Source organism: Nostoc sp. 'Peltigera membranacea cyanobiont' 210A, from assembly GCF_002246015.1.
Classification (GTDB): domain Bacteria; phylum Cyanobacteriota; class Cyanobacteriia; order Cyanobacteriales; family Nostocaceae; genus Nostoc.
This window is the reverse complement of sequence record NZ_NOLJ01000001.1, coordinates 193296-218899: the sequence shown is the minus strand read 5'-3', so window position 1 is coordinate 218899 and position 25604 is coordinate 193296. Positions and strand designations below refer to the sequence as shown.

The window sequence follows — 25604 nt, the reverse complement described above, 5'->3', positions numbered from 1 at the left end:
GGGATTAGAAATTAGCGTTTTATGAGCCAGGGTGATGGATTATTGATTATGGTTACTAAAATGCCTAAAACTTGATTTAAGCGCCCATAAAGTTCTCTACCTGTATCAACGTCTAAATAACCACATTTCACAGCGAATTTAAGCCAAGTCTGAGTTTCTGCGGCTTCAGCTTCAGAATCATTCAATTTTGCAATAAAAGCAGCTTCATAACGACGTTTTCTCCATGCCTCGGCTAAATTAGCACAAACAGAGCGTGACGACCTACGAATTTGGTCAGTCAACGAATATCTTTCCTCTATGGGAAACTTTTTAGATAATTCAAAAATTTTCATCGCTACATCAAACGCCATTTTGTATACTGGTTGAGTCGATGGGGGATATTATTCCCCGCACCTCTCAGTTAGATCCGTGCGTACCCGTTTCCGTGTACACGGCTCCCGATGTTCTTAGCTTGCGCTTTTGCTCATGTGTTTGTAATCGTGGCAACTCTCGTGAATTGCTTCAAGATTACTTTTCTTCCAGTTGGCATGATTTCCGTCGATGTGGTGCAGGTGTACCTTTTCTTCATCAATGAATTTCAAACCGCAGGAGGCACATTTATGGTTTTGCTTCTTAAGAGCTTTAGAGGTTTCGCCATCGTAGAGCTTGCTTCTGCGTTCGCTCCAGTAGGCTATATTTCCGTCATAGGGGGATTTTATTCCTTGAACCATGACGTGTTTATTTTCGGAGTAGGGAACTGCTGGGAGTGCTTTGTCTAGTAGTTTCTTACTAGAGTAGCGGTTTTGCTTGGTTTCCTTGTTGAATACCGTGTAAGCTCTTTTTTGGATGTGGTATAACGAGTTTCTAGACCCGTCCATCTTGCAGAACTTATGGTAATTTCTCCAACCTCTTACTACTGGGGCTAATTTCTCAGCCTTTGTGGTAGCACCATAATTCGAGTTGTTGATGATGTGTTTTACTTTCTTACGAAAAGCTTTAAAGTTGTCCACTGAGGGAATACTTCTGAACTTTCCGTTTTTCTGGACTTTAAAGTGCCAGCCGAGGAAATCAAACCCATCTGTCGCGGCGGTAACTTTGGTTTTCTTTTGGCTTACATTCATTCCGCGTTTGCGGAGGAACTCGCTGATTCTTTCAAGTATCTCTATCGCATCGTCTTCGGGTCGAAGTATAATAACCATGTCATCCGCGTATCGGACTGATGGTTCGACAATTTTCTCGGACGAGGTTTTCGGTGTGATACTTCTACTGTTTTTGTATTCGGCGTGGTATCTGTGAATACTCTCAATCCCGTTGAGCGCGATGTTAGCTAGTAACGGACTGACCACTCCCCCTTGAGGTGTTCCTTGTTCGGGGAATTCTGGGTTTACTCCTGCCTTAAGGCATCGGAAGATACCGAGTTTTAAGCCTTTGGGGGCAATGAGTTCGTCCATTATTGCTGAGTGGTTAATCCTGTCGAAGCATTTTTCGATATCGAGTTCAATAACTCGTTTTTCTATTCCTTTGCAGGAGGAACGTAGGTTATTGTAGATGTATTTTTGAGCATCATGGGCAGAGCGCCCAGTTCTAAACCCGTAGCTCCTGGCGTGGAACGTTGCTTCGTGTGCTGCTTCTAGTGCATATTTTGCGAGGCATTGCCAAGCTCTATCCGCGATGGTTGGTATTTTAAGCATTCTGGTAGTCCCGTCCTTTTTAGGGATGGGGATTTCCCGTAGTCCTTGATGCTTCCAGTTTCCACTATTCATTTTCAGTAGTTCTTCAAGATTGAAGCGTTCTTCAAATGAGAGGGATTTCTTACCATCAATACCAGCCGTCTTTTTACCAGCATTTAGCTGAGATACAAGTCTAATTGCAAGAAATCGAGCCGAGGTGGATTTTAGAATAAGCTTTTGGAGTGACCTAGCTTTCCGTTTGTCTCCAACTTGAACGGCTTTGTACACGCGCTTTTGAAGGCGGAAAAGGTTACGGCGGAACTTCTTCCACGGTAAAGCTTTCCAAGATTCACTGGTTTTACAACTGTGTCTAATCATTTTCTCTTCTAGAGTTTGTGTATTCTGAACACCTCAGACCAATTACGGTCTGTCCTACCCGACTTGCGAGGATTCCGCTTCTCGTCTAGCCTACCTGGGGTTCGACTGCCCCAAGACCCGCAACTCGTTTTTATTCGTTCCCTCGGAGAGATTGATAGTTCCTTTTAGATGTAGCCAATTCAACTACTGGATTCCCTGGACTCTTGCCTGTTACTTCAGAATATTTTGGCGGGAATGAATCTCCAGTGAGGTCAGGGATTTTGTGTTGCGCCCTGCCTTGCAGTAAGTCGCTTTTATAGGCTCTGTTTCATCGTGGGAACTCCCTATTAGCGCCAGTGTCAACCCGCAACGGTCGTCTGATTGCGCCCTGTTCCCAGCTTCACTCTACAAGAACCGAGCTTGTTCGGTGTGGGCAGATAAGGAGTCAATTCTGAGTCTGAATGGTAGGGCTTTCACCTACATCTGACCGAGAGTTCAGCCTTTAGTGACAGTAATCTGCTGTGGGCTGGATTAGTTATTTACGGACTGATTACCGTGATTCACTAATCAACGAATCGCACTCTAAATCTTCATGACTTTTGATTGGTTCTTTTTCCATTCCCCCTGCCCCCTGCTCCCTTGCCTCCTATCAAGACCAGAAAATAATCTCACCGTTAGGAAGTAAGCCAATCATGGAAGTGAAAGCCACACGTTGTCCATTCATCGGCTCAACATAGTGAAAGTTGCTTGTATTGAAAAGCAATACATCTCCGACATAAGGTTGGAAGGAGATCGTATCTACATCAGCAATCACTGTATCACTATATCCGTAAGAATCGAGTTTATATTGCTCATCACTTCGTTGCCAACGGCGATCGTAAATGCACGTTTTACCATGATTGTTGGGAGACAATTTCAAGTACAAAGTCCAGGAAAGTTGAGTGGTAATTGTACAAATTTCCCATTCAGATTGCTCCAATGGCGCAAAATCAATATGAAGTTGGGTACCATGCTCTATTTTTCTGATCAGTCCTGCATAATAACTACCGTAAAATGGTTCCGAAGCAATTCGCACTTTCGCGCCGCACTCTCGGAATTTCTCCATTATGCGCTCCAATGGATTGAAGGAGGCTGCTGTAATAGAGTCTCTTAATTTAGTAGCTCTTTCTACTTCTTTAAAATAATCTGCTTTACTAATGCTGTTGTATTCAAACACTGTGATGCCAACTTTTTCAATTTTAGGACTCACATCTTGATAAGCGTTAAAGTTGAGCAATTCAGTTTGAGCATATAACATTTCACACTCTTCGGGTGTGGCAAAATCTTTCAGCCGAATCAGAGGAATTCGTTGTTCAAGTAGCATTTTTAAAGATTCTGCGGTTAAGGGAAACTCTTGTTTTTTATCCCATCCTGTCGATTTAATCTGGTTAGAAGCAGCAGTCATAATACAGTTCCTTACATTTAAATTTCAAGTTTCAACTTTGGTCAACAATCTCAATTCATACTCGTATTCAGCAATGCCATGTTGGCTTGTACTTGCTCAATACAAACTTTCAACCGTTCGGCTAAGACCTGGACGTGGGGTTCAGCCATCATCGTTATATGGTTGCCTGGAACAAAATGGATATCTACTGGTTCGCAAGAATACTCACTCCACCCCCAGGTAGAATCTTGGGAAATCTCAGAAAACTTGCTAGCCAAGCGTTCTGGAGGAGTTTCGCTGGCACGTAGAAGCGTAATTCGACCAGGATAAATCTGTTCTGGTACATAATTAATTAGAGATAGAGAGTTTGCTTTTAAAGCTTGCACCATGTTTTTCATCTGCGTAATTTCAGCATTAGGAGGCAGCATATTCACCATTTTTAAATGCTGTAAAACATGTTTTAGCTGCTCTTTTTCAGGCAAAGATTGAAGGGTATCGTAAGAAATATCTATGTTCGTTGACAGAGAAACTTCTACTGCTTTGATCAACTCAATCAACCATCTAGCGTGATCCCAATCAAGACGTTCAATACGTGCTTGTTTATCTTTAGAGGTTGGTGCTGACATATCAATCATGACGACTAGAGCAACGATATGTCCTTGATGGAGCAACTGAGTCGCCATTTCAAAAGCTACTATACTTCCTAAAGAATGCCCTCCCAAAAAGTATGGACCTCGTGGCTGAACAGCTTGCATTGCTTGAATATAATGACTAGCCATATCCTTAATTCGGGTGGCTGGCTCTAATCCATCTAAATTGTTTGCTTGAAAACTGTATAAAGGTTGGTCTGCTCCTAAATAACGTCCTAAGTGATACAAGTAGAAAGGTTCGCCACCAGCGCCGGGAATGCAGAAGAAAGGTAACTTGGAACCGTTTGACTGAATTGGTATCAGACAAGACGAATTTGAGTAATTCGAGTCTATTTGGACAATTGTCGCTAACTGTTCAATAGTTGGGTTTTGGAAGAGGCTTGTTAAACTCACATCTTTACCAAGCTGCTGCTTGATTTGAGCCATTAAGTAGGGAGCTAAAAGCGAATGACCACCAAGGTCAAAAAAGTTATCTTGTACTCCCACCTTGTCAATTTTCAGAATCTTTGACCAAATTTGCACCAATTGCATTTCTAATTGGTTACGAGGTTCAACAAATATATCTAAGTTAATAATGTTAGAAGGTGTAGGTAAAGCGCGGCGGTCTATCTTGCCGTTAGGTGTTAGTGGCAAGCTATCTAGGAATACAAAGCTAGAAGGCACTATGTACTGTGGTAGCTTGCTGGAGAGGAAGCGACGGATTTCACTAATGGTAGGTGTTGATTCCTGATTTGGGATGATGTAAGCCACTAAGCGTTGCTCGCCAAAATCATCTTCATGGGCAGTTACTACAGTCTGATGCACAGATGGGTGTTGTGCTAATACTGTCTCAATTTCCCCAAGCTCAATGCGTATGCCGCGAATCTTGACTTGATGATCAAGGCGTCCAAGAATTTCTAGAGAGCCATCTGGAAGATAGCGGCCGCGATCGCCTGTATAGTACAGTAAATCCTGGTCGTCATTGCGAAAATGGTTTTTGACAAACCGAGAACGCTTCTCTTCTGGAGCGTTAATGTAGCCCAAACTGCGGAATGGTGTCCGCAAAACAATTTCGCCCGGTTCCCCAATGCCGCACAGTTGCCGATTTGTACCTAAAACTAGTGCTTGAGTTTCAGGAAGTGGCCATCCCACTGGCTGTACCCCTACTGTCGGTTCGCTGGGTACTTGGTAATAACATTTCGCCAAAGTTGTCTCTGTCGGCCCATAGAGATTAACGATTTCACCTGCTTGGGGGAAAGCATCTCGCCATTGTAGTACGAATGTCTGCTTAAGAGGTTCTCCGGCTAAGAATAACCAGCGTAAGTTACGCAGAGATTCCGAGGGGACGTTAGCTAACCATGATTGCGCCAAGGAAGGAACTGTGTGGAGAACGGAAATCTGTTCGCGTTCCAAGTAACGCAAAATTTTGGTCGGTTCTAATTTATCCCCTTGTGCTGGTAGACACAATGTTGCACCACTGGTCAAAGGTAAGAAGATATCTCTAAGAACGACATCAAAGGAAAGTCCTGTTAATTGGGCAATGCGGTCTTGTTGACTAATTCCAAAGGTTTGTCTTTGCCAGTTGAGAAAATGCGCCATCCCTTTGTGACACCCCAATACTCCTTTAGGAACGCCAGTAGTACCAGAAGTAAAGAAAATATAGGCTGCATCATCAGCAGATATTTCCGGTAGGGGTATTGTATGACTGCTTTCTAAAGAATTTGTAGCTTCTGCTGTGTCTGGATTTACATAGATGATAGTTAAAGACTGCCATATCTCTTGGTCTTCTGGGGGTTGACTATCGACGTGCAATATGTATTTAGCTTTAGCTTCCTGAAGCATCAGCTGTTGGCGTTGGCTAGGAAGTTGCGGATCGAGAGTAAGTAGCACTCCTCCACTTAAGAGTACAGCGATCGCACTGGCAATCAATCCAAAACTTGATGTCCCATACACGGCTACGACATCTCCCCGTTCAATTCCGTGACTTAGCATCACCCTTGCTAAAGCTTGAGAGCTTTTGCCTAATTCTCCATAGTTCCAAGTGCGAGATCCTTGACGCACTGCTGAGAGTTCTGGAGTGCTATTTACCCAAAAGGTAAACGTTGTTGTGACTAATTCGTATTCTGGTTGTGGTATAGCTGTTGTGGGATCTGGCAGTAAAAGTCGAGCTTGTGGTGTTACAAGAGAATAAGAGGCGATTGCACTATCAGCATCGACAACAATTTGATTCAGCAAATGATGGAATTGTTGCACCATTTCCACCATTCTTTCTGAAGTAAATAGGTCAGAATTATATAGTAGTTGCAGAGTTATTCCTTGTTCGTGTTCTGCAACATACAAGCTTAAGTCAAACTTGGAAGCTGCTTCTGACATTAATATCGGTTCTACAGACAATCCAAAAAGTTCTAGTTGGGTGTCTGCCAAATTCTGTAAATTAAACCATACCTGAAAAATTGGATTATGGCTGAGATTTCGTTCTGGCTGCAATGCCTCTACCAACATTTCAAAAGGCAAATCTTGATGAGCATACGCGGACAACGCTACTTCTCGCACCCGTGATAGTAGCTGCCTAAAACTGGGATTACCATCTAAGCGGGTACGCAACACAAGGGTATTGATAAAAAAGCCAATTAGCCCTTCAATTTCTGCACGGTTGCGGTTAGCGATCGGCGTACCTATGCAAATATCATCCTGCCCACTGTAGCGCCATAGTAATATTTGGAATGCTGTTAACAGCGTCATAAACAAGGTAACGCTTTCTTTTTGACTCAATTGTTTGAGCGCAATACTGAGCTTCTTTGAAAGTGCGATCGCTTGATATGCGCCGTGGTAAGTTTGCACAGCCCCTCTAGGCCGGTCAGTGGGTAGCGACAATAAAGTTGGTGCATCGGCTAGTTGTTGTTGCCAATAATTCAGTTGGCTTTGCAGTACATCTCCTTGCAACCATTGTCTTTGCCAAATTGCAAAATCTGCGTACTGAATCGCTAGGGGTGCTAACGGTGACGGCTGACCTTGAGAATAAGCATTGTATAGAGCTGCTAATTCTTGGATAAACACACCCATTGACCAGCCATCAGAGACAATGTGATGTATATACACTAACAAGGCGTGTTCTGTCTCGGACAGCAAAACTAACGTTGCTCTGACCAATGGTTCATTTGCAAGGTTAAAACCTTCAATAGTTTGTTTTTGCACTAATTGCTGTGTAGCAATTTCTTTTTCGCTGATGGGTAGATGTTGCCAGTCAATAATTGATAGTGTCCAATTCGTTTGTGTTTGGATAACTTGAGTTGGTTGTCCATCAACGGTAATGAAGTTGGTGCGTAATACCTCGTGACGATAAATAATTTTTTGTAAGCTTTGTTCTAAAGCTGCTTGATTGAGAGTTCCTACTAAACGCAAAGTTAGAGGTATGTTATACGTGCCACCCAAAGGCTGTAACTGGTCTAAAAACCACAAGCGCTGTTGAGCATAAGACAGTGGTATTTGTGCATTCTCTGCCCTTGGTAAGATGGGTGGTGTAGAAAGTTCTAAGTCCTGTTGCTGCAATTGCCCAATCGATTGCGCCAATTCTGCAATTGTTGCTCTTGCAAACAACTCACGCAATGGTAGTTCCACTTTGAAAATGTTGCGGATACGTGAAAGCAGTTGCGTTGCTAATAACGAGTGTCCCCCAATTTCAAAGAAGTTATCATGTATCCCCACTCGCTCTAGTTTCAGCACTTGTGTCCAAATTTGTGCCAGCATTTCCTCAATGGGTGTGCGTGGGGCAACATATTTGTCTTTTTGTTCGCTTTGTAAATCCGGTGCTGGTAGGGCCCGGCGGTCTACTTTATCGTTGGGAGTTAGTGGCAAAGCCTCCAGTACCACAAAAGCATTTGGCACCATGTACTCTGGGAGTTTTGCTTTCAGGAAGTGGCGCAGTTGGTTGATTGTAGGTGTACTTCGACTCCGCCCTTCTCTACAAGAGGCTGCGCCAACGGCTACGCTCAGGACAGGCTCAGTACAAGTCACCTGTGGATACGGCACTATATAGGCGACGAGGCGCTTCTCTCCTGGGGTATCTTCACGGGCGATGACACAACAGGACTGCACATCACCATGTTCGCTCAGTGCTGTTTCAATTTCTCCCAATTCAATGCGGAAGCCACGAATTTTTACTTGATTGTCGATGCGTCCTAAGTATTCAATGTCACCATCCGGTAAATAACGTGCCAAATCCCCAGTTTTATAGAGGCGAGAGTGTTTTGCACACGCTTCTCTACGAGAGGCTCCGCCAACGCGATCGCAATTCGAGAATTGGTTTTCTATTTCCCCCCTGCCCCCTGCTCCCCTTGTACTGAGCGCAGTCGAAGTATGCCCCCTGCCTCTTTGAAAGGTGTTGGGGATAAATTTCTCATTGGTCAACTCTGGACGGTTGAGGTAGCCTCTTGCCAATCCCGCACCACCGATGTGCAATTCTCCTGGTACACCGATGGGGACTGGTTGTAGATATTGGTCGAGGATGTATATCTGAGTATTATAAATGGGTCGGCCAATTGTGAGCTTTTGCTGCTCAATACCCAGTAATTTATACGTTACTTCTACAGTCGCTTCAGAAGGGCCATAGGCGTTTATTAGCTGTGGATACTCGCCTATATGCTGTTGCCACATTCTGAATCGTTGCTCAAGTGGATGCTCGCCACCAATAATTACCAGCCGGATGCAATCGGGTAACACCAAATTGGCATTGACTAATTCAAAAGTTAGCTGATGCCAGTATGCTGTTGGCAAACTTAACACTGTTATACCCCAATCGCGGCATTTTTGGATCAACGTCTGCACCGAACTCAGCATTTCTTGGGTTCGCAGCACTACCGTCGCACCAGAACTTAGGGGAGGATAGATTTCTGCTGCCGCCGCATCGAAACAAATAGAGAGAAACTGTAGTATGCGTTGGCTTTGCCCGTTGCAGGCATTGCTTAATCCATACTCAACAATTGCCGCCTGCGTAAGATTGACTAGGGATTGATGTTGAATCATCACTCCCTTGGGTTTGCCTGTAGAACCAGAAGTGTAAATTACATAAGCTAAATTTTCGCTGCTGGTGCTATTAACCAAATCAAAATCACTCAATTGAGAAATAGATTGCCACTCGGTATCCAAAAATACAAGCTGTGCTTGATGCTTAGGTAGCCTTTCAATTAGATGCTGTTGAGTCAAGAGTACCGAAAGTTGAGCATCTTCGAGCATGAAGCTCAAGCGGTCTTGGGGATACTCAGGATCAAGTGGTACATAAGCACCACCCGCCTTAAGAATGCCAAGTAATCCCACCACCATCTCCAGTGAGCGTTCAACACACAACCCTACTAGTACATCTGCTCCCACACCCACAGACCTTAAGTAGTGCGCCAACTGGTTAGCACGACTATTCAACTGCTGGTAAGTCAGCTGTTGATCTTCAAACACCACTGCCACAGCATCTGGAGTACGTTTAACCTGTTCCTCAAACAACTGATGAATACATTTATCCTGGGAATAGTCGGACTGGGTATCGTTCCAGTCAACCAATAGCTGCTGTTGCTCAAGTTCTGTCAGCAGAGGCAATTGTGAAATCCGCTCTTGAGGGTTAGCAACAATTCCTTCAAGCAATGTTTGGAAATGCCCACTCATCCGCTCAATTGTGCTGGCATCAAACAAGTCAGCGTTGTATTCCCACACACCCACCAGTCCAGTCGCAGTGTTCTGCAATGATAAAGTTAAATCAAACTTGGCAACTGCGCTTTGGGTTGGCAAAGAACTGATAGTTAGGCCAGCAAGCTCTATCTCAGACATAGGCGCATTCTGGAGGACAAACATCACCTGAAACAGTGGTGTATAACTGAGGTCTCGTTGTGGCTGCAATGCTTTTACCAACTCCTCAAAGGGCAAGTCTGGATGAGCGTAAGATAAGAGTGTCACCTGCCGGACGCGACTGAGCAATTGCTGAAAACTGGGATTACCTGACAAATCGGTACGTAATACTAAAGTATTGACAAAAAAGCCAATTAACCCTTCAAGTTCCAAGCGATCGCGGTTAGCAATGGGTGTACCCACTACAATGTCATCGGAGCCTGTATAGCGATAAAGCAAGGTAACATAAGCAGAGAACAGCGTCATGAATAGGGTGGCTCCCTCTTGCCTACTGAAATTGGCGATCGCTTGACTCAGTTCATTTGATAATTCTATATATTGGACTGCGCCCCGGTAATTTTGAATGGCTGGTCTAGGTCTATCTGTGGGTAATTCTAATAAGGTAGGAGCGTTTTTGAGTAATTGCTTCCAGTAATCAAGTTGCGTTTGGAGTACTTCTTTTTGCAACCATTGCCGTTGCCAAATCGCAAAATCGGCATACTGAATTGGTAGCTCAGGTAGCTCTGGGGATAAGTTATTGCAGAGGGCTGAGTAAATGGTTGCTAACTCGCGCATCAATACGCCTGTTGACCAACCATCCACTAAAATGTGGTGTACTGTTAGTACCAAAGCGTATTCTAGCTCTTTGAGTTTCACCACACAAGCTCGGATTAAAGGAGAACTAGCAAGGTCAAACGGTTGAGCAGCTTCCGTCGTAGCTAATTGTTGGCAAGCAATTTCTCTTTCACTTTCAGGTAGTTCTGTTAGGTCTACTACTGGCACACTTAAGGTTAATCTGTCAGCAATTACCTGGACTGGCTGCTCGTTGAAGGTGCGGAAGTTGGTACGTAAAGCTTCGTGGCGATCGATAATTTTGTTGAGGCTTTGCTCTAGCGCCACGACGTTCAACTGACCGTGAAGTTTTAGAGCTATTTGTTCGTTGTAGAAAGGGCTATCTGGTTCCAACTGGTTTAATAACCAGAGTCGTTCTTGGGCAAAAGACAGAGGTAAGTTCTGAGGACGCTCGGTTTTGATCAGGGGTAAATCTGTATCGGGAGCCGCATTTTTCTCGTGCAGCAACAAGATAAGTTCTGCTTTATTTTTAGCTAATAAGTCACGAGTTTCTAGCGTCAATACTCCCTTTGGAGCATTAGCACGCAACTGCTCACCTTCAACCCACAACTTCACACCCTGTTTAGTAAGATCAACTACCAATTGTTCGATATTCACAGAAACATTACTCCACTTCAGCTAATTCGTAATTCGTAATACTTCGGCTACGCTCAGTACAAGTTCGTAATTCGTAATTTAAAATTAGTTTTTATTCAAATTGCTATTTCTTCTCTATCAATTGCACCTAAGTTGGTATCTGACTCTAATTGTTTTTCTAGTTTTGCTGCTATTTCAGCTATTGTGGGAGACTCAAACAAATTTGCTACAGATAATTTAATAGAAAAAGTGTTTCTTAATCTCGACAGAACTTGAACAGCTATTAAAGAATCTCCTCCTAATTCAAAAAAATTATCATGGATTCCTACCTGTTTAATTCCTAATAATTCTTGCCAAATCTCGGCAATTTTTTTCTCAATATCATTAGAGGGAGCTATATATGAATTTGGTAAATTAGGTCTGGAGTAGAGTGCAGATAAGTTTTCTTGTTGAAAAACATCCGGTTTTATTTGTAATGAAATTTGTGATTTATGTTCAGTATCTTTTTGCCCAGATTTGATGCTAAATGCGGCTGATGCAGAAGCTTGAGCCATAATAATCTGATGCTCAAGCGCTTCAGTTTCAGGAAAAGCGGCAACTTGAACAAAGTCTTGAGCGCGTAGTGCTTCAAACCACTGGTCTAAAATGATAAAAGGCTGACCTGGATTGCGTCTTTTATCGTCTAAAGGTTTCAACAGCAGACCCCAACTAATATCAAAATCTATTTTCGGCTGCGTTATTTCCCACACTAGGAGGAAGCCCCCAGGAGCTAATAAAGAGCGTACATGGTGGAGTGTTTGATCTATGTTCCGAGTGGCGTGCAACACATTAGAGGCTATTATTACATCAAAGCTAGACTTCTCAAACCCTTGCTCAGTTGGCGACTTGTCTATGTCTAATAATTTATATTCAACAAATGGATAGTCGTTAAACTTCTGTTGCGCTTGAGTCAGGAAGCCGCTACCAATATCAGTAAAAGTATAGTTGGTTTGTTTAGGCTGCAACACAGGTAATAATGCTTGCGTAGATACACCAGTACCTCCACCGATTTCTAGAACTCTCAGGTGAATCGATGATGGCAATGATTTGACTACCTGTTCCAAGCTTGAGCGCAAGATAGAGTTGTAGTAATAAATTAAGGGAGATTCTGAATATGAACCGTTATTTTCTTTTTGGTAAACCAGTTCATTGAAAATCTCTAATGGTTCTTGTTCACCAACAATAACAGCAGCTAAATTTTCACCACAGCGTTGCACTAAATCTAAATCTATTAAAGATGAAGCACCGAACCCAGCTTTGACTTGCTCTAAATGTTCATTAATATAATCTTGTGAACATGGCACTAGCCCACTAAATAATCCGTCATGTTGCTCTAGTTGTCCTTGTCGCACTAATATTTGCAACCATCTAGACAACAATTGCTGATAGCGGGGAGAAATATGGTATTGCCCCAACAAATTCTCTAAAGAATACTTGTCTTGGGGATTACTAAAAGCCCCTAATTGCTTGAATGCAGAGTTGATATAGGCTGTACCTAAACGATCCAACCATTGTCTATTCTCTTGATAGGTTAACTCGTTAAGTTCTGCATTTCTAGTATTTGCTTGTTTTTGACCTGCTTGTGTAAGCGATGTCCACAATTGTGATGTTGGGGGTAAAGTTTGCAACTGTCCCCAAGCTGCTTTTTGTGGGGGGTCAATCCAATAACGTTGGCGTTCAAAGGGATAAGTCGGTAAGGGAAGACGGTAATATTCATCCTGACTATAAAATCCAAACCAATCTACTTTGACTCCAGCCAACCAGAGTTGACCAAATGTGTTGAATAAAACACGAGTATCGGATTGCTTTTCTTGAGGATGACGTACCGAAGCCAAGACAGTTTGTGCGGCTGCTTTGTCTAGATGCTTTTTAACTAATGTAGTTAGTGTGTGTCCTGGCCCTACCTCTAGTAATACTTGTTCAGGTGTTGCTAATAATTTCTCTACACCTTGGGCAAACTGTACTGTGGAACGCAGATGTTGAGCGTAGTAGTCAGGATTTGTGGCTTGTGTGACTGTAATCCAATTACCAGTAAGGTTGGAGATATAAGGAAATTTGGGGGGATTTAAAGTAACTTTTTTGACTTGCTCTGCAAATGCTTCTAAGATTGGTTCCATCATTTGGGAATGGAAGGCATGGGAAGTATGCAAAAGTTTGCATTCAATCCCTTGAGCAGCAAGCTGATTTTGTAGTGTATCTATTGCTGCTATGGAACCGGAAACTACACACTGCGAGGGTTGATTAATTGCTGCAACAGAAAGTTCTGACCCTAATAAGGATGTTAGCTTGTCTGCGGGTAGAGGAACAGAAAGCATTGCTCCAGTGGGAAGTTGCTGCATCATCTGTCCGCGTGCTGCTACCAGAGATAAGGCATCTTCTAGGGAAAAAACTTCTGCTAGAGTTGCTGCTACATATTCGCCAATACTGTGACCGATCGCAGCTTGTGGCTCCACTCCATAAGACTGCCATAATTTAGCTAGGGCGTATTCAATTACAAAAATAGCAGGTTGGGCAATTTCTGTCTGTTGAAGTTGTTTTGATACCTCATCAATCTTTTCATCGCTGGGATAAATAATATGACGTAAATCTAGCCCTAGTAGGGGTTCAAGAATTTCTGAGCAATAATCAACTTGTTCTCTAAATACGGTTTCAGTTTCGTAAATTTCCCGCGCCATGTTGACATACTGAGAACCTTGACCGGGAAACATAAAGACAACAGACCGTTCTGTAATCTCTGTATAATTGGTAAAAACTTGTTGGGCTGCTAAATTACTAAGACCTTTAACAGCATCTTCTAAGTCTTGACAAATTAACATCCGTCGATGATTAAAACCCCGACGACCACTATTGAGGGTATAAGCTACATCACCTAAGTTTAGTTCTGGATGCTCTTTTAAATGTGTGATTAAATTAGCTGTTGCCTGTTCAAGAGCATTTGCAGTTTTCGCAGACAGACACAACAAGTGATAATTTCTCCCCTGCCCCCTGCCCCCTGCNCAAAAACAGGTGCTTCTTCTAAAATCACATGAGCATTAGTACCCCCCATACCAAAGGAACTAACGCCAGCACGGCGAGGAATGTTATCTGTTTTCCATTCAGTCAGAGTTGTATTGACATAAAAAGGACTGTTAGCAAAATCAATTTTGGGATTAGGTGTCTCGAAATGCAAACTAGGAGGCAGCATTTTATGTTGCAGTGCTAATACAGTCTTAATCAAACCTGCCACACCTGCTGCTGTATCCAAATGTCCTAAGTTGGTTTTTAACGAACCAATCGCGCAGAAACCTTTTTTATCAGTACTTTGACTAAAAGCTTGAGTTAAAGCTGCAATTTCAATCGGGTCGCCTAAAGGTGTAGCTGTACCATGAGCTTCGATGTAGGAAATTGTTTCGGCATCTACACCCGCTATAGCTTGAGCTTCGCCAATCACTGCTGCTTGACCGCTAACACTAGGAGCAGTGAAACCCACTTTCATTGCACCATCGTTATTGATGGCCGAGCCTTTAATAATTGCATGAATGTAGTCGCGATCGCTTATTGCATCCTTTAATCTTTTCAATACTATAATCCCAGCACCACTACCCGCGATCGTTCCTTGTGCTTTAGCATCAAAAGCACGGCAGTGTCCATCAGGAGAAAGAATCATTCCCTCTTGATGTAAATAACCTATCTTTTGGGGAATGCCCAGAGTAACTCCACCAGCTAAAGCTATGTCACATTCACCATTTAAGAGACTTTGACAAGCTACATGAACAGCAACCAAAGAAGTAGAACACGCTGTTTGCACATTTACTGCGGGGCCAGTCAAGTTAAGTTTATATGCAACTCGTGTAGGTAAAAAATCTTTATCGTTTGAAATTCCTAATTGGATAGGGTCAATTGTTTCTAATAATTGATAATTAGGATAGAGATTATTGAACAAATATCTGCTCATCCCTACACCACCATAAACCCCTATTAAACCATTGTAGGTTTGCGGGTCATAACCAGCTTTTTCTATTGCTTCCCAAGCCAATTCTAAGAATAGGCGTTGTTGTGGATCTATTAACTCAGCTTCTTTGGCACTATAAGCAAAGAAATTAGCATCAAACAATTCAATCTCTGATAGAACAGCACTAGCTTTTACATAATTAGGGTTACTCAGCAAATCTAGAGAAACGCCGGAATTTATTAATTCTTCATCCGTTAGCCAGGAGATAGATTCTACGCCATCTCGTAAATTATGCCAAAATGATTCAATATCTTTTGCACCTGTAAATCTACCAGCAACAGCAACTATTGCTATTTCAGAGTTGTCAAACTCATTATTTTTATGCACTGAATTTATTGTCATTTTTACCTTTTTCTCTGAGAGCGATATTGTTGTCTTGATTCCAATTGTTGGTTTCTTAAAGTTTTACTCTCATTGTGAGATTGAATACGATAAATGTTTTCTTTAATTGCATCTTCTTTTTTTAGCTTAGTATTCAAGTATTGACTTAAGCTATGTACATTTGGATAATTGAACATATCAACTATAGACAGTTCTAAACCAAAGATTTCTTGTAATTGCTGATTAATTCGTACCAGTAGTAACGAATGACCTCCTAGCTCAAAGAAATTATTGTAAATTCCCACTTTCTCTACTTTCAGTACTTTTTGCCAAATGCCAGCAATGATTGTTTCTACTTGTGTATTTGGCATTACATAATCTGATAGTTCCTGTTGTAAATCGGGGTTAGGCAAAGCGCGACGGTCTACTTTGCCGTTAGGTGTCAGGGGTAAAGACTCCAATATCACAAAAGCAGATGGCACCATATAGCCAGGAAGTTTATTGAAAAGGAACTGGCGCAGTTCGTCCGTTGTGGGTGTCACCTCTTTTTGTGGCACTACGTAGGCAACTAAGCGCTTATTACCCGGAGTTTCTTCACGAGCGATGACACAACATATCTGCACATCATCATGTCGGCTCAGTAATGCTTCGATTTCTCCCAACTCGATGCGGAAGCCCCGAATTTTAACTTGATTGTCAATGCGTCCCAGGTATTCGATGTTGCCATCCGGTAAATAACGTGCCAAATCACCAGTTTTATAGAGGCGAGAGTCGCATATTTCCCCCCTGCCCCCCCGAAGTTGCTCCACTTGGGCAAAGCCCAAGACCGCACTTCTCTCTGCTCCCTGCCCCCTGCCTCTTTGAAAGGGGTTGATAATGAATTTTTCCTGAGTTAGTTCGGGGCGATTGAGGTAGCCTCTTGCTAACCCAACACCACCGATATGTAACTCTCCTGGCACACCCACAGGCACTGGTTGCAAATTTTCGTCTAAGATGTAGACTTGTGTATTGGCGATCGCCTTACCAATAGATATTTTCTCGCCATCAGTGCATTTTGCAATCGTGGCACAGACAGTAGCTTCCGTTGGCCCGTAAGCGTTGAAAAAGTTTCTGCCAATAGACCATTGCTTGATTAATTCAGCAGGACAAGCTTCGCCAGCTACAATTATTGTTTGCAGTGCCGCAAGCTCCTCAAAAGGTATAACTGCTAACGCCGATGGTGGTAGTGTGATATGGGTAATAGAATAATCACGTAATCGCTCAATTAACGGCTTCCCTGGCAATAAAGAGTCTTGTGTTCCCAGGTATAACGTTCCGCCTGACATCAGCGCCATTACGACTTCCCAAATAGAAGCATCAAAACTGAAGGAGGCAAACTGGAGAATGCGACTATCCGAAGTCAAGCCAAAAGTTTGAATCTGAGCTTGAGCTAAGTTGCATAGTCCCTTATGCTCAACCATGACACCTTTAGGTCTACCTGTAGATCCTGACGTATAAATTACATTGGCTAGATGAAAGGCTTTGGCTTCACTAGTTGGGTTATCTTGATTGTTTTGGGCAATTTGTGACCAGGCTTCATCTAAAAAGACTTGTTTTGCTTGATGCTGGGGAAATCTGTCAATAAGTCGCTGAGTTAACAGTAACGAAACTTGAGCATCTTCTAGCATAAAGCTCAAGCGGTCTTGGGGATACTCTGGGTCAAGTGGTAGGTATGCTCCGCCTGCTTTGAGAATGCCTAGTAGTGCCACTACCATTTCTAGTGAGCGTTCTACACAAATACCCACTAGCACATCTGGTTTTACACCCAATGAGCGCAAGTAATGTGCCAACTGGTTAGCACGACTATTCAACTGCTGGTAAGTCAGTTGTTGATTGTCAAACACAACTGCCACAGCATCTGGAGTACGTTTAACCTGCTCCTCAAACAACTGATGGATACATTTATCTTCAGGGTACTCCACCCATGTATTATTCCAATCAACCAATAACTGCTGTTCAACTGCTGTCAGCAGGGGCAATTGGGAAATTCGCTCGCTGGGATTGGCGACAATTGCTTCCAGCAACGTTACAAAATGACCATTCATTCGTTCAATTGTGCTGGCATCAAACAAGTCAGTATTGTACTCCCACACACCCACCAATCCTTGGGTAGTGTTTTCCATCGATAAAGCCAAATCAACTTTTGTAGCTGTACTTTCTACTGGCAATGAACTAACAGTTAACCCAGCAAGCTCTAATTTTTGTACGGGTGAATTCTGAAGGTTGAACACCACCTGAAACAGTGGTGTATGACTTAGATTGCGTTCTGGTTGTAATGCTTCCACCAACATTTCAAACGGCAAATTTTGATGAGTGTATGCGGACAACGCGACTTCTCGAACACGGGTTAGTAATTCGCTAAAAGTGGGATTACCTGCTAAGTTAGAGCGCATAACTAAGGTATTGACAAAAAAGCCAATCAACCCTTCTATTTCAGAGCGATCGCGGTTTGCGATCGGTGTACCCACCAAAATATCTGCCGCACCTGTGTAGCGATACAGCAAGGTATCATAAGCTGCCAATAGCGTCATAAATAGAGTACAACCTTGCTCTTGGCTCAGTTTTGTCAACCTATCAGTTAACTGGGCTGAAAGTGTAAACTTCTGATATGCGCCAGCAAAAGTTTGCACAGGTGGTCTTGGTCGGTCTGTAGGTAGTGATAACAGGGCTGGTGCATCTTTTAGTTGCTGTTGCCAGTAACTAAGTTGGCTTTGTAATACATCTCCTTGCAACCACTGTCGTTGCCAAATTGCGAAATCTGCATACTGAATCGGCAGTGGTGTTAAAGGCGACGGCTGACCTTGAGAATAAGCATTGTAAAGTGCCATTAATTCTTGGACGAACACACCCATTGACCAGCCATCAAAGACAATGTGATGTATAAACACTAACAATGCCTGTTCTGTATCAGACAACGTTACTAATGTTGTCCTGATTAATGATTCATCTGCCAGCTTAAAGGGTTGGTGCGCTTGTTGTTGCGCTAATTGCTGCAAAGCAAGTTCTTTTTCAGTGATGGATAAATACTTTAAATCAACTATTGATAATATTCCCTGCTCCCTGCTCCCTGCCCCCTGCTCCCTGCCCCCTGCTCCATGCTCCCTAATAACTTGAACTGGTTCTCCATTAACTGTAATGAAGTTAGTGCGTAACGCTTCGTGGCGATAAATAATTTCTTGTAAGCTTTGTTGTAGCGCAGTTTGATTGAGAGTGCCATCTAGACGCAAAGCTACAAGTAAGTTATAGAAAGGACTATTGGGATTTAACTTGTCTAAAAACCACAAACGCTGTTGAGCATAAGATAGTGGTAACTCTGCATCTCTTGTTCTTGGTAAGATGGCTGATGTTGTGAGATCCTGTTGCTGCAACTGTTGAATATGTTGGGATAATTCAGCAACCGTTGGTGCAGCAAATAAGCTCCGCAAAGGTAATTCTACATTCAAGCTGCTACGTACGCGGGAAACTAGTTGCGTTGCCAGTAGAGAATGTCCGCCAAGTTCAAAGAAATTATCATGAATACCAACTCGCTCAACTTTCAGCACTTGCGCCCAAATTACTGACACAATTTCCTCAATAGGGTTACGTGGAGCGACATACCGATCCGATAATTGGTTATGTAAATCAGGTGTAGGTAACGCGCGACGGTCTAGTTTTCTGTTAGCAGAAAGCGGTAGAGCATCCAAAATGACTATTGCACTTGGAACCATATACTCTGGTAACTTTTCCTTGAGGAAGTTACGTACTTGGCTAATAGAAATTGTCTGCTCTGGTTGTGGCACAATATAAGCCACTAAGCGTTTATCGCCCGGTGTATCTTCACGAACAACTGCACAAGAGGCTTGTACATCACTCAGTTGACCCAGTACCGCTTCAACTTCGCCTAACTCAATGCGGAAACCTCGAATTTTAACTTGATTGTCAATGCGTCCTAAAGATTCGAGCTTACCGTCAGGTAGATAACGTGCTAAGTCACCTGATTTATATAAAAGTGCTGTTAGCGGTAGCGGGGCGTTTAGCCCGTGCTGAGTGAAGATTTCTCCTTCTGCCTCCTGCCTCCTGCCTCCTGCCTTCAGAAAAGGATTAGGAATAAATTTCTCTTGTGTTAACTGAGGTCTGTTAAAGTAGCCTTGAGCTAAAAGCGCACCTGAAATGTACACTTCTCCTGACACACCCACAGGTACAGGCTGTAGATATTTATCGAGGATGTAAATTTGCGTGTTAGAAATGGGTCGCCCAATCGAAGGAAGTAGCGGCCAAGTGTCTATTGCATCAGGCAGGGTATAACTGGTTGCTAGATGGCTTTCTGACGGCCCATACTGATTATGCAAAGTAATATCAGTTAGTTTGCTCAACCAGCCAGAAATCGCTGGAGTAATTTGCAACTGTTCTCCAGAAGTAATAATTTCCCGCAAACCAGTATTAACTATGCCATTCCCCAACGCGACTTCTGCTAGTTGCTGTAAGCCTACAACAGGGAGAAACATTCTCTGAATTTGCTTCTCTTGCAGAAAACCTAACAATGCTAGAGCATCACGGCGTAATTCCTCTGTGATTAAGAACAATGTGCCGCCAGAATACCAGGTAGTGAAGATTTCCTGGAAGGAGACATCAAAGTTAACTGAAGCAAATTGCAGGGTTTTTGCTCCACGAGAAATTTTGAGATTGTCCCGATGCCACAAGATATGATTGCAAAGGGCAAGCTGACTCATGGCTATACCCTTTGGTTGACCTGTGGAACCAGAAGTGTAAATTATATAAACTAAGTTATTGGGTTGTACGCCAGAGATTATGTTATCTGGGCTGCACTGAGAAATTAATTCAGCGTCAGTATCTAGACAAACAAGTTTTGCCTGATAAGAAGGAGAATAACTCAAAACCTCATTTTTCCTTTTGAGTGAAGCCCCATTTTTAGTAGATGGCTTTTCTCCCCTGCTCCCTGCTCCACTTCGACTACGCTCAGTTACCACCTGCCCCCCTGCTTTTTCCCACTGGGGGAGTTTGTCAATAAGTCGCTGTTGAGTCAGTAAAACTTTAACTTGAGTATCTTCTAAAATAAAGCTCAAGCGATCGCTTGGATACTTTGGATCAAGTGGTACATAAGCCCCACCAGCTTTGAGAATCCCCAGCAGTCCGATGACCATTTCTAAAGAACGCTCGACACACAACCCGACTAGAACATCGGCTCCTACGCCCCAAGAGCGCAAGTAGTGTGCCAATTGGTTAGCGCGGTAGTTTAATTGCTTGTAAGTAAGTTGTTGATTTTGAAACTCTACCGCCACTGCATCTGGTGTCAACTCCACCTGTTCTTCAAATAATTGATGGATGCACTTATGTAGTGGATAATCTACTTCTGTATCGTTCCACTCCACTAATAACTGCTGTTGCTCAACTTCTGTTAGCAGTGGCAATTGAGAAATTCGCTCTTTCGGGTTAGCAATAATCCCTTCAAGCAATGTGACAAAATGACCTGTCATTCGCTCGATGGTACTAGCATCAAATAAGTCAGTGTTATATTCCCACCACCCTACTAATCCAGTAGGGGTGTATTCCATCGATAAAGTTAAATCAAACCTAGAAGTTGTGCCTTTTATTAGCAATGGATTTACAGTCAGCCCAGTCAGTTCTAATTCAGATGTGGGCGCATTCTGGAGAACAAACATTACCTGAAACAGTGGTGTATAACTGAGATTGCGTTCTGGTTGCAATGCCTCTACCAACATTTCAAACGGTAAGTCTTGATGAGTGTATGCCTCCATTGCCATTTCGCGGACACGAAGGAGTAATTCGCTGAAAGTGGGGTTGCCTGCCAAGTCAGTACGCATGACTAAGGTGTTGACAAAAAAGCCAATTAACCCTTCTATTTCGCTGCGATCGCGGTTAGCAATTGGCGAACCCACCAAAATGTCTTCTGTACCTGTATAGCGGTAGAGTAGGGTATCAAAGGCTGCCAACAGCGTCATGAAGAGGGTACAACCTTGCTCTTGGCTAAGTTTTGTCAGCTTACTAGTTAGTTCAAAAGAAAGTGCAAACTCTTGATGTGTCCCGTGGTAAGTTTGCTCTGCTGGTCTAGGTCGGTCTGTGGGGAGCGACAATAGAGCTGGTGCATCTTTTAGTTGTTGTTGCCAGTAGCTCAATTGGCTTTGTAGTACTTCCCCTTGCAACCACTGTCTCTGCCAAATTGCGAAATCTGCATACTGAATCGGCAGTGGCGGTAACGGTGACAGCTGACCTTGAGCATAAACGTTGTACAGTGCTGCTAGTTCTTGGACAAACACACCCATTGACCAACCATCACTAACAACATGGTGCATACACACTAACAAAACGTGTTCCGTCTCCGACAGCACTACTAATGTCGCCCTAATTAATGTTCCTTTTGCCAGATCGAAAGGTTGAGTAATTTGTTGTTGCGCTAATTGTTGGCTAGTAATTTCTTGTTCAAGTGTGGATAAATACTTCAAGTCAACAACTGAAACTGTCCAATTGGTTTCTGGTTGAATAATTTGAGAAGGTTTTCCATCAACTGTAATAAAATTGGTGCGTAAGGCTTCGTGGCGATGAATAATCTCTTGTAAGCTTTGTTCTAGGGCTGCTTGTTTCAAATTTCCTACTAGACGCAAAGCCATAGGAATGTTGTAAAAAGGGCTGTTCGGCTCGAACTGATCTAAAAACCACAGACGCTGTTGTGCATAAGACAGTGGTAATTCTGCATCCCTTGTCCTGGGAAAAATGGGCAAGGAAGTTAGTTCTAAGTCCTGTTGCTGTAACTGCCCAATTGATTGTGCTAATTCGGCTACTGTCGCTCTTGCAAATAACTCACGTAATGCTAGCTCTACTTTAAAGCTGGTGCGGATACGTGAAAGCAGTTGCGTTGCTAGTAATGAGTGTCCCCCAACTTCAAAGAAGTTATCATGTATGCCTACTCGCTCTAGTTTCAGCACTTGTGCCCAAATTTGTGCCAGCATTTCCTCAATGGGTGTGCGTGGGGCAACATATTTTTCTAACAATGTGCTGTCTATCTCTGGTTTTGGCAGGGCGCGACGGTCTACTTTACCGTTAGAGGTCAAGGGTAAGGATTCCAGCAGCACAAAAGCACTTGGCATCATGTACTCTGGTAGCTTTGCCTTGAGAAACTGACGCAGTTCTAGGACTGTTGGGGATTGTTCCACCTGCGGCACTACATAAGCCACTAAACGTTTGTCGCCCGGTTCATCCTCTCGTACTACGACTACACTTTCCCAGATGGCTGGGTGTTGCACTATTGATGCTTCAATTTCGCCCAACTCAATGCGGAAACCACGAATCTTGACTTGGTTATCGATGCGTCCCAAATACTCTAACTCGCCATTGGGTAAATACCGCGCTAAATCACCTGTTTTGTATAATTTTGATTTGTTAAATGGGTTAGAAATAAAGCGTTCTGCTGTCAGTTCAGGACGATTGAGATAGCCGCGTGTCACCCCTTCCCCACCAACGTACATTTCACCAGGAACGCCAATCGGTAGTGGCTGAAAATATTTATCCAGCACATATACTTGTAAGTCAGGTATCGGACGACCAATTACACTGGCTGTATGATTCAAATCAGCTTTGCTTAATGGGCGGTAAGTGACGTGTACAGTAGTTTCCGTAATCCCGTACATATTCACTAATTGGGGCATTTGGTCGCCATGTCGCTCAAACCAAGGTTGTAAACTCTTGATTTCTAAAGCTTCTCCACCGAAAATTACTAAGCGTAAGTTCAATGAAGAGGCAGGGGGCAGGAGGCAGGGGGCAGGGGGAAATGTGATTGACTGTTCTACTTGAATTAACTGGCGGAAGGCTGACGGTGTTTGATTGAGAATTGTGACTTTTTCTTGACACAATAACTTATAGAAAGATTCCGGTGATCGCGTCACTAAATATGGCACTACTACCAGCCGTCCACCATACAGCAAAGCACCCCAAATTTCCCACACGGAAAAGTCGAAAGCATAAGAGTGGAACATTGTCCACACATCTTGAGCGTTGAAGTGATACCAAGCGTCTGTGGCTGCAAACAGACGCACTACATTTGAGTGATTGACTAAAACGCCTTTGGGCTTACCTGTGGAACCAGAAGTATAGATGACATAAGCTAAATTATCGATTGCTGCGGTATTTTCCGGGTTTAACTCGCACTCTTGAGCAATTTTTTCCCAGTCGGTATCTAAGCTGACAAGATGCGCCTGATGTTGAGGAATAGACTCTACTAATTGCTGTTGTGTTAAAAGTACTTTAACTTGAGCATCTTCGAGCATAAAGCGCAAACGCTCGGTCGGATACTCAGGGTCAAGTGGCAGGTATGCACCACCTGTCTTGAGAATACCTAGTATTCCCACGATCGCTTCTAGTGACCTTTCCACACACAACCCAACTAGGGTATCTGCTTTCACACCCAAGGAGCGTAAGTAATGTGCTAACTGGTTAGCACGGCAGTTCAACTGGTGATAAGTGAGTTGTTGATTGTCAAAGACAACTGCTACAGCATCGGGGGTACTAAAACACTGTTCTTCAAACAACTGATGAATACACTTATCAGAAGGATAATTCGCCTGAGTATTGTTCCACTCTCCAAATAACTGCTGTTGCTCAGGTTGGGTTAGCAGTGGTAATTGTGAAATCCTCTCCTCTGGATTAGCGACAATCCCTTCTAGTAATGTCACAAAATGCCCTACCATCCGGGTAATTGTAGCTTGCTCAAATAGGTCAGAGTTGTACTCTAAACTTCCACTCAGCCCTTGCTCACTCTCTGTGATCAACAAGGTTAAATCAAACTTAGCTGTTGGGTTTTCTATTTGTAGCGGTGTTGAAGATAAACCAGGCAATTCTAATTTTCCAGGCGGCGTATTCAGCAAAACGAACATTACCTGAAACAATGGCGAGTAGCTGAGGTTTCTTTCCGGCTGCAAGGCTTCTACTACTTGCTCAAATGGCGCATCTTGGTGAGAATATGCTTCCATTGCTACTTGGCGTACTCTTTGCAGTAACTCCCAAAAGCTAGGATTTCCAGAAACGTCAGTACGCAATACCAAAGTATTGACAAAAAAGCCGATGAGAGATTCTAGTTCACTGCGGTTACGGTTGGCGATCGGAGAACCGACGAGAATATCTTGTTGATTGCTGTAGCGCGATAGTAAGATGACAAAGCCAGTTAGCAAAGTCATAAATAAGGTTGCCCCTGACTTTTCGCTAAGGCTTTTGAGTTTTTGAGTCAGGCGATCGCCAAGCTGAAAGTGTTTGATACTACCACGGCTTGTCTGTATTAATGGGCGCACTCGGTCGGTAGGAAGTTCCAGTAAGGGAGGCGATCCTGCTAATTGTTGCTTCCAGTACTCCAGTTGAGTGTCCATAATTTGACCTTGCAACCACTGTCTCTGCCAAACTGCAAAATCTGCATACTGAATGGGCAGTTCAGGCAATGGAGAAGGCTTACCAGCACAAAAGGCTGTGTACAAGACTGTCAGTTCGCGCCACAAAACCCCATCAGACCAACCATCAAAGACGATGTGGTGGACACTTAGGAGTAGCACATATTCATTTTCATGTAGCTGCACTAGGGAAGACCGCAACAGCGATCCTTGCTCTAGATCAAAGGGTTGTTGAACTTCGTTTTTGACCAGTTGCAAAACTTGAGTTTCTCTTTCTATTTCAGGAAGTTCCCGAAGATCCACTACAGGTAAAGTCAAGTTGAGGCTGGGAGCAATCACCTGAACAGGCTTATTTTCCGAAGCTAGAAACGTAGTTCGCAATGCTTCGTGGCGTTGGATAATTTCATTGAAACTATGCTCTAATGCGGAAATGTTGAGCAAACCCTGAAGACGAAAAGCTAAGGATACATTATAGGTAGAGCTATCTGGCTGCAACTGATGGATGAACCATAATCTTTCTTGAGAAAAAGACAAAGGCGGGTGTTCATTCCGAGATACAGCTACCAAATCTGGAGCTTGATTCTGTAAGTCGAGAATGCTTGCGATCGCTTGCCAAATATCCTCTCCAGTTTTTACTGGCTTGTTTGGTTCTAATGGATTGATTTCAGCAGAATAGCTCATTGTAAT

At 43.2% G+C, this 25604-nt stretch carries 5 protein-coding genes and 1 pseudogene; all 6 read right to left on the bottom strand.

Annotated elements, in window-relative coordinates; translation table 11 throughout:
* Window positions 1–11: 11 nt before the first annotated feature.
* Window positions 12–350 (bottom strand): four helix bundle protein, encoded by a 339-nt coding sequence (locus tag CDG76_RS00880; RefSeq protein WP_094347232.1) that lies wholly within the window; start codon window positions 348–350, stop codon window positions 12–14.
* Between the two features lie 96 nt (window positions 351–446).
* The gene (locus tag CDG76_RS00875; protein WP_094347231.1) at window positions 447–2027 is read right to left on the bottom strand and encodes a group II intron reverse transcriptase/maturase; all 1581 of its coding nucleotides are present in this window, start codon (window positions 2025–2027) and stop codon (window positions 447–449) included.
* 628 nt (window positions 2028–2655) lie between these two features.
* A complete protein-coding gene (locus CDG76_RS00870) occupies window positions 2656–3450 on the bottom strand; it encodes a 2OG-Fe(II)-dependent halogenase WelO5 family protein (protein WP_094347230.1) in 795 nt (264 codons plus the stop codon).
* Between the two features lie 50 nt (window positions 3451–3500).
* Window positions 3501–11159, bottom strand: a complete 7659-nt coding sequence (locus CDG76_RS00865; protein WP_190240720.1) for a non-ribosomal peptide synthetase — start codon at window positions 11157–11159, stop codon at window positions 3501–3503.
* A gap of 95 nt (window positions 11160–11254) precedes the next feature.
* Window positions 11255–15510: pseudogene (locus tag CDG76_RS00860) on the bottom strand (beta-ketoacyl synthase N-terminal-like domain-containing protein).
* 2 nt (window positions 15511–15512) lie between these two features.
* A complete protein-coding gene (locus tag CDG76_RS38045; protein WP_223265090.1) occupies window positions 15513–25598 on the bottom strand; it encodes a non-ribosomal peptide synthetase in 10086 nt (3361 codons plus the stop codon).
* Between the last annotated feature and the right edge of the window lie 6 nt (window positions 25599–25604).

Bases quoted from the DNA above. Each gene is read 5' to 3' on its own strand.
- CDG76_RS00880 (WP_094347232.1), bottom strand. From the start codon at position 350: ATGGCGTTTGATGTAGCGATGAAAATTTTTGAATTATCTAAAAAGTTT.
- CDG76_RS00875 (WP_094347231.1), bottom strand. From the start codon at position 2,027: ATGATTAGACACAGTTGTAAAACCAGTGAATCTTGGAAAGCTTTACCG.
- CDG76_RS00870 (WP_094347230.1), bottom strand. From the start codon at position 3,450: ATGACTGCTGCTTCTAACCAGATTAAATCGACAGGATGGGATAAAAAA.
- CDG76_RS38045 (WP_223265090.1), bottom strand. From the start codon at position 25,598: ATGAGCTATTCTGCTGAAATCAATCCATTAGAACCAAACAAGCCAGTA.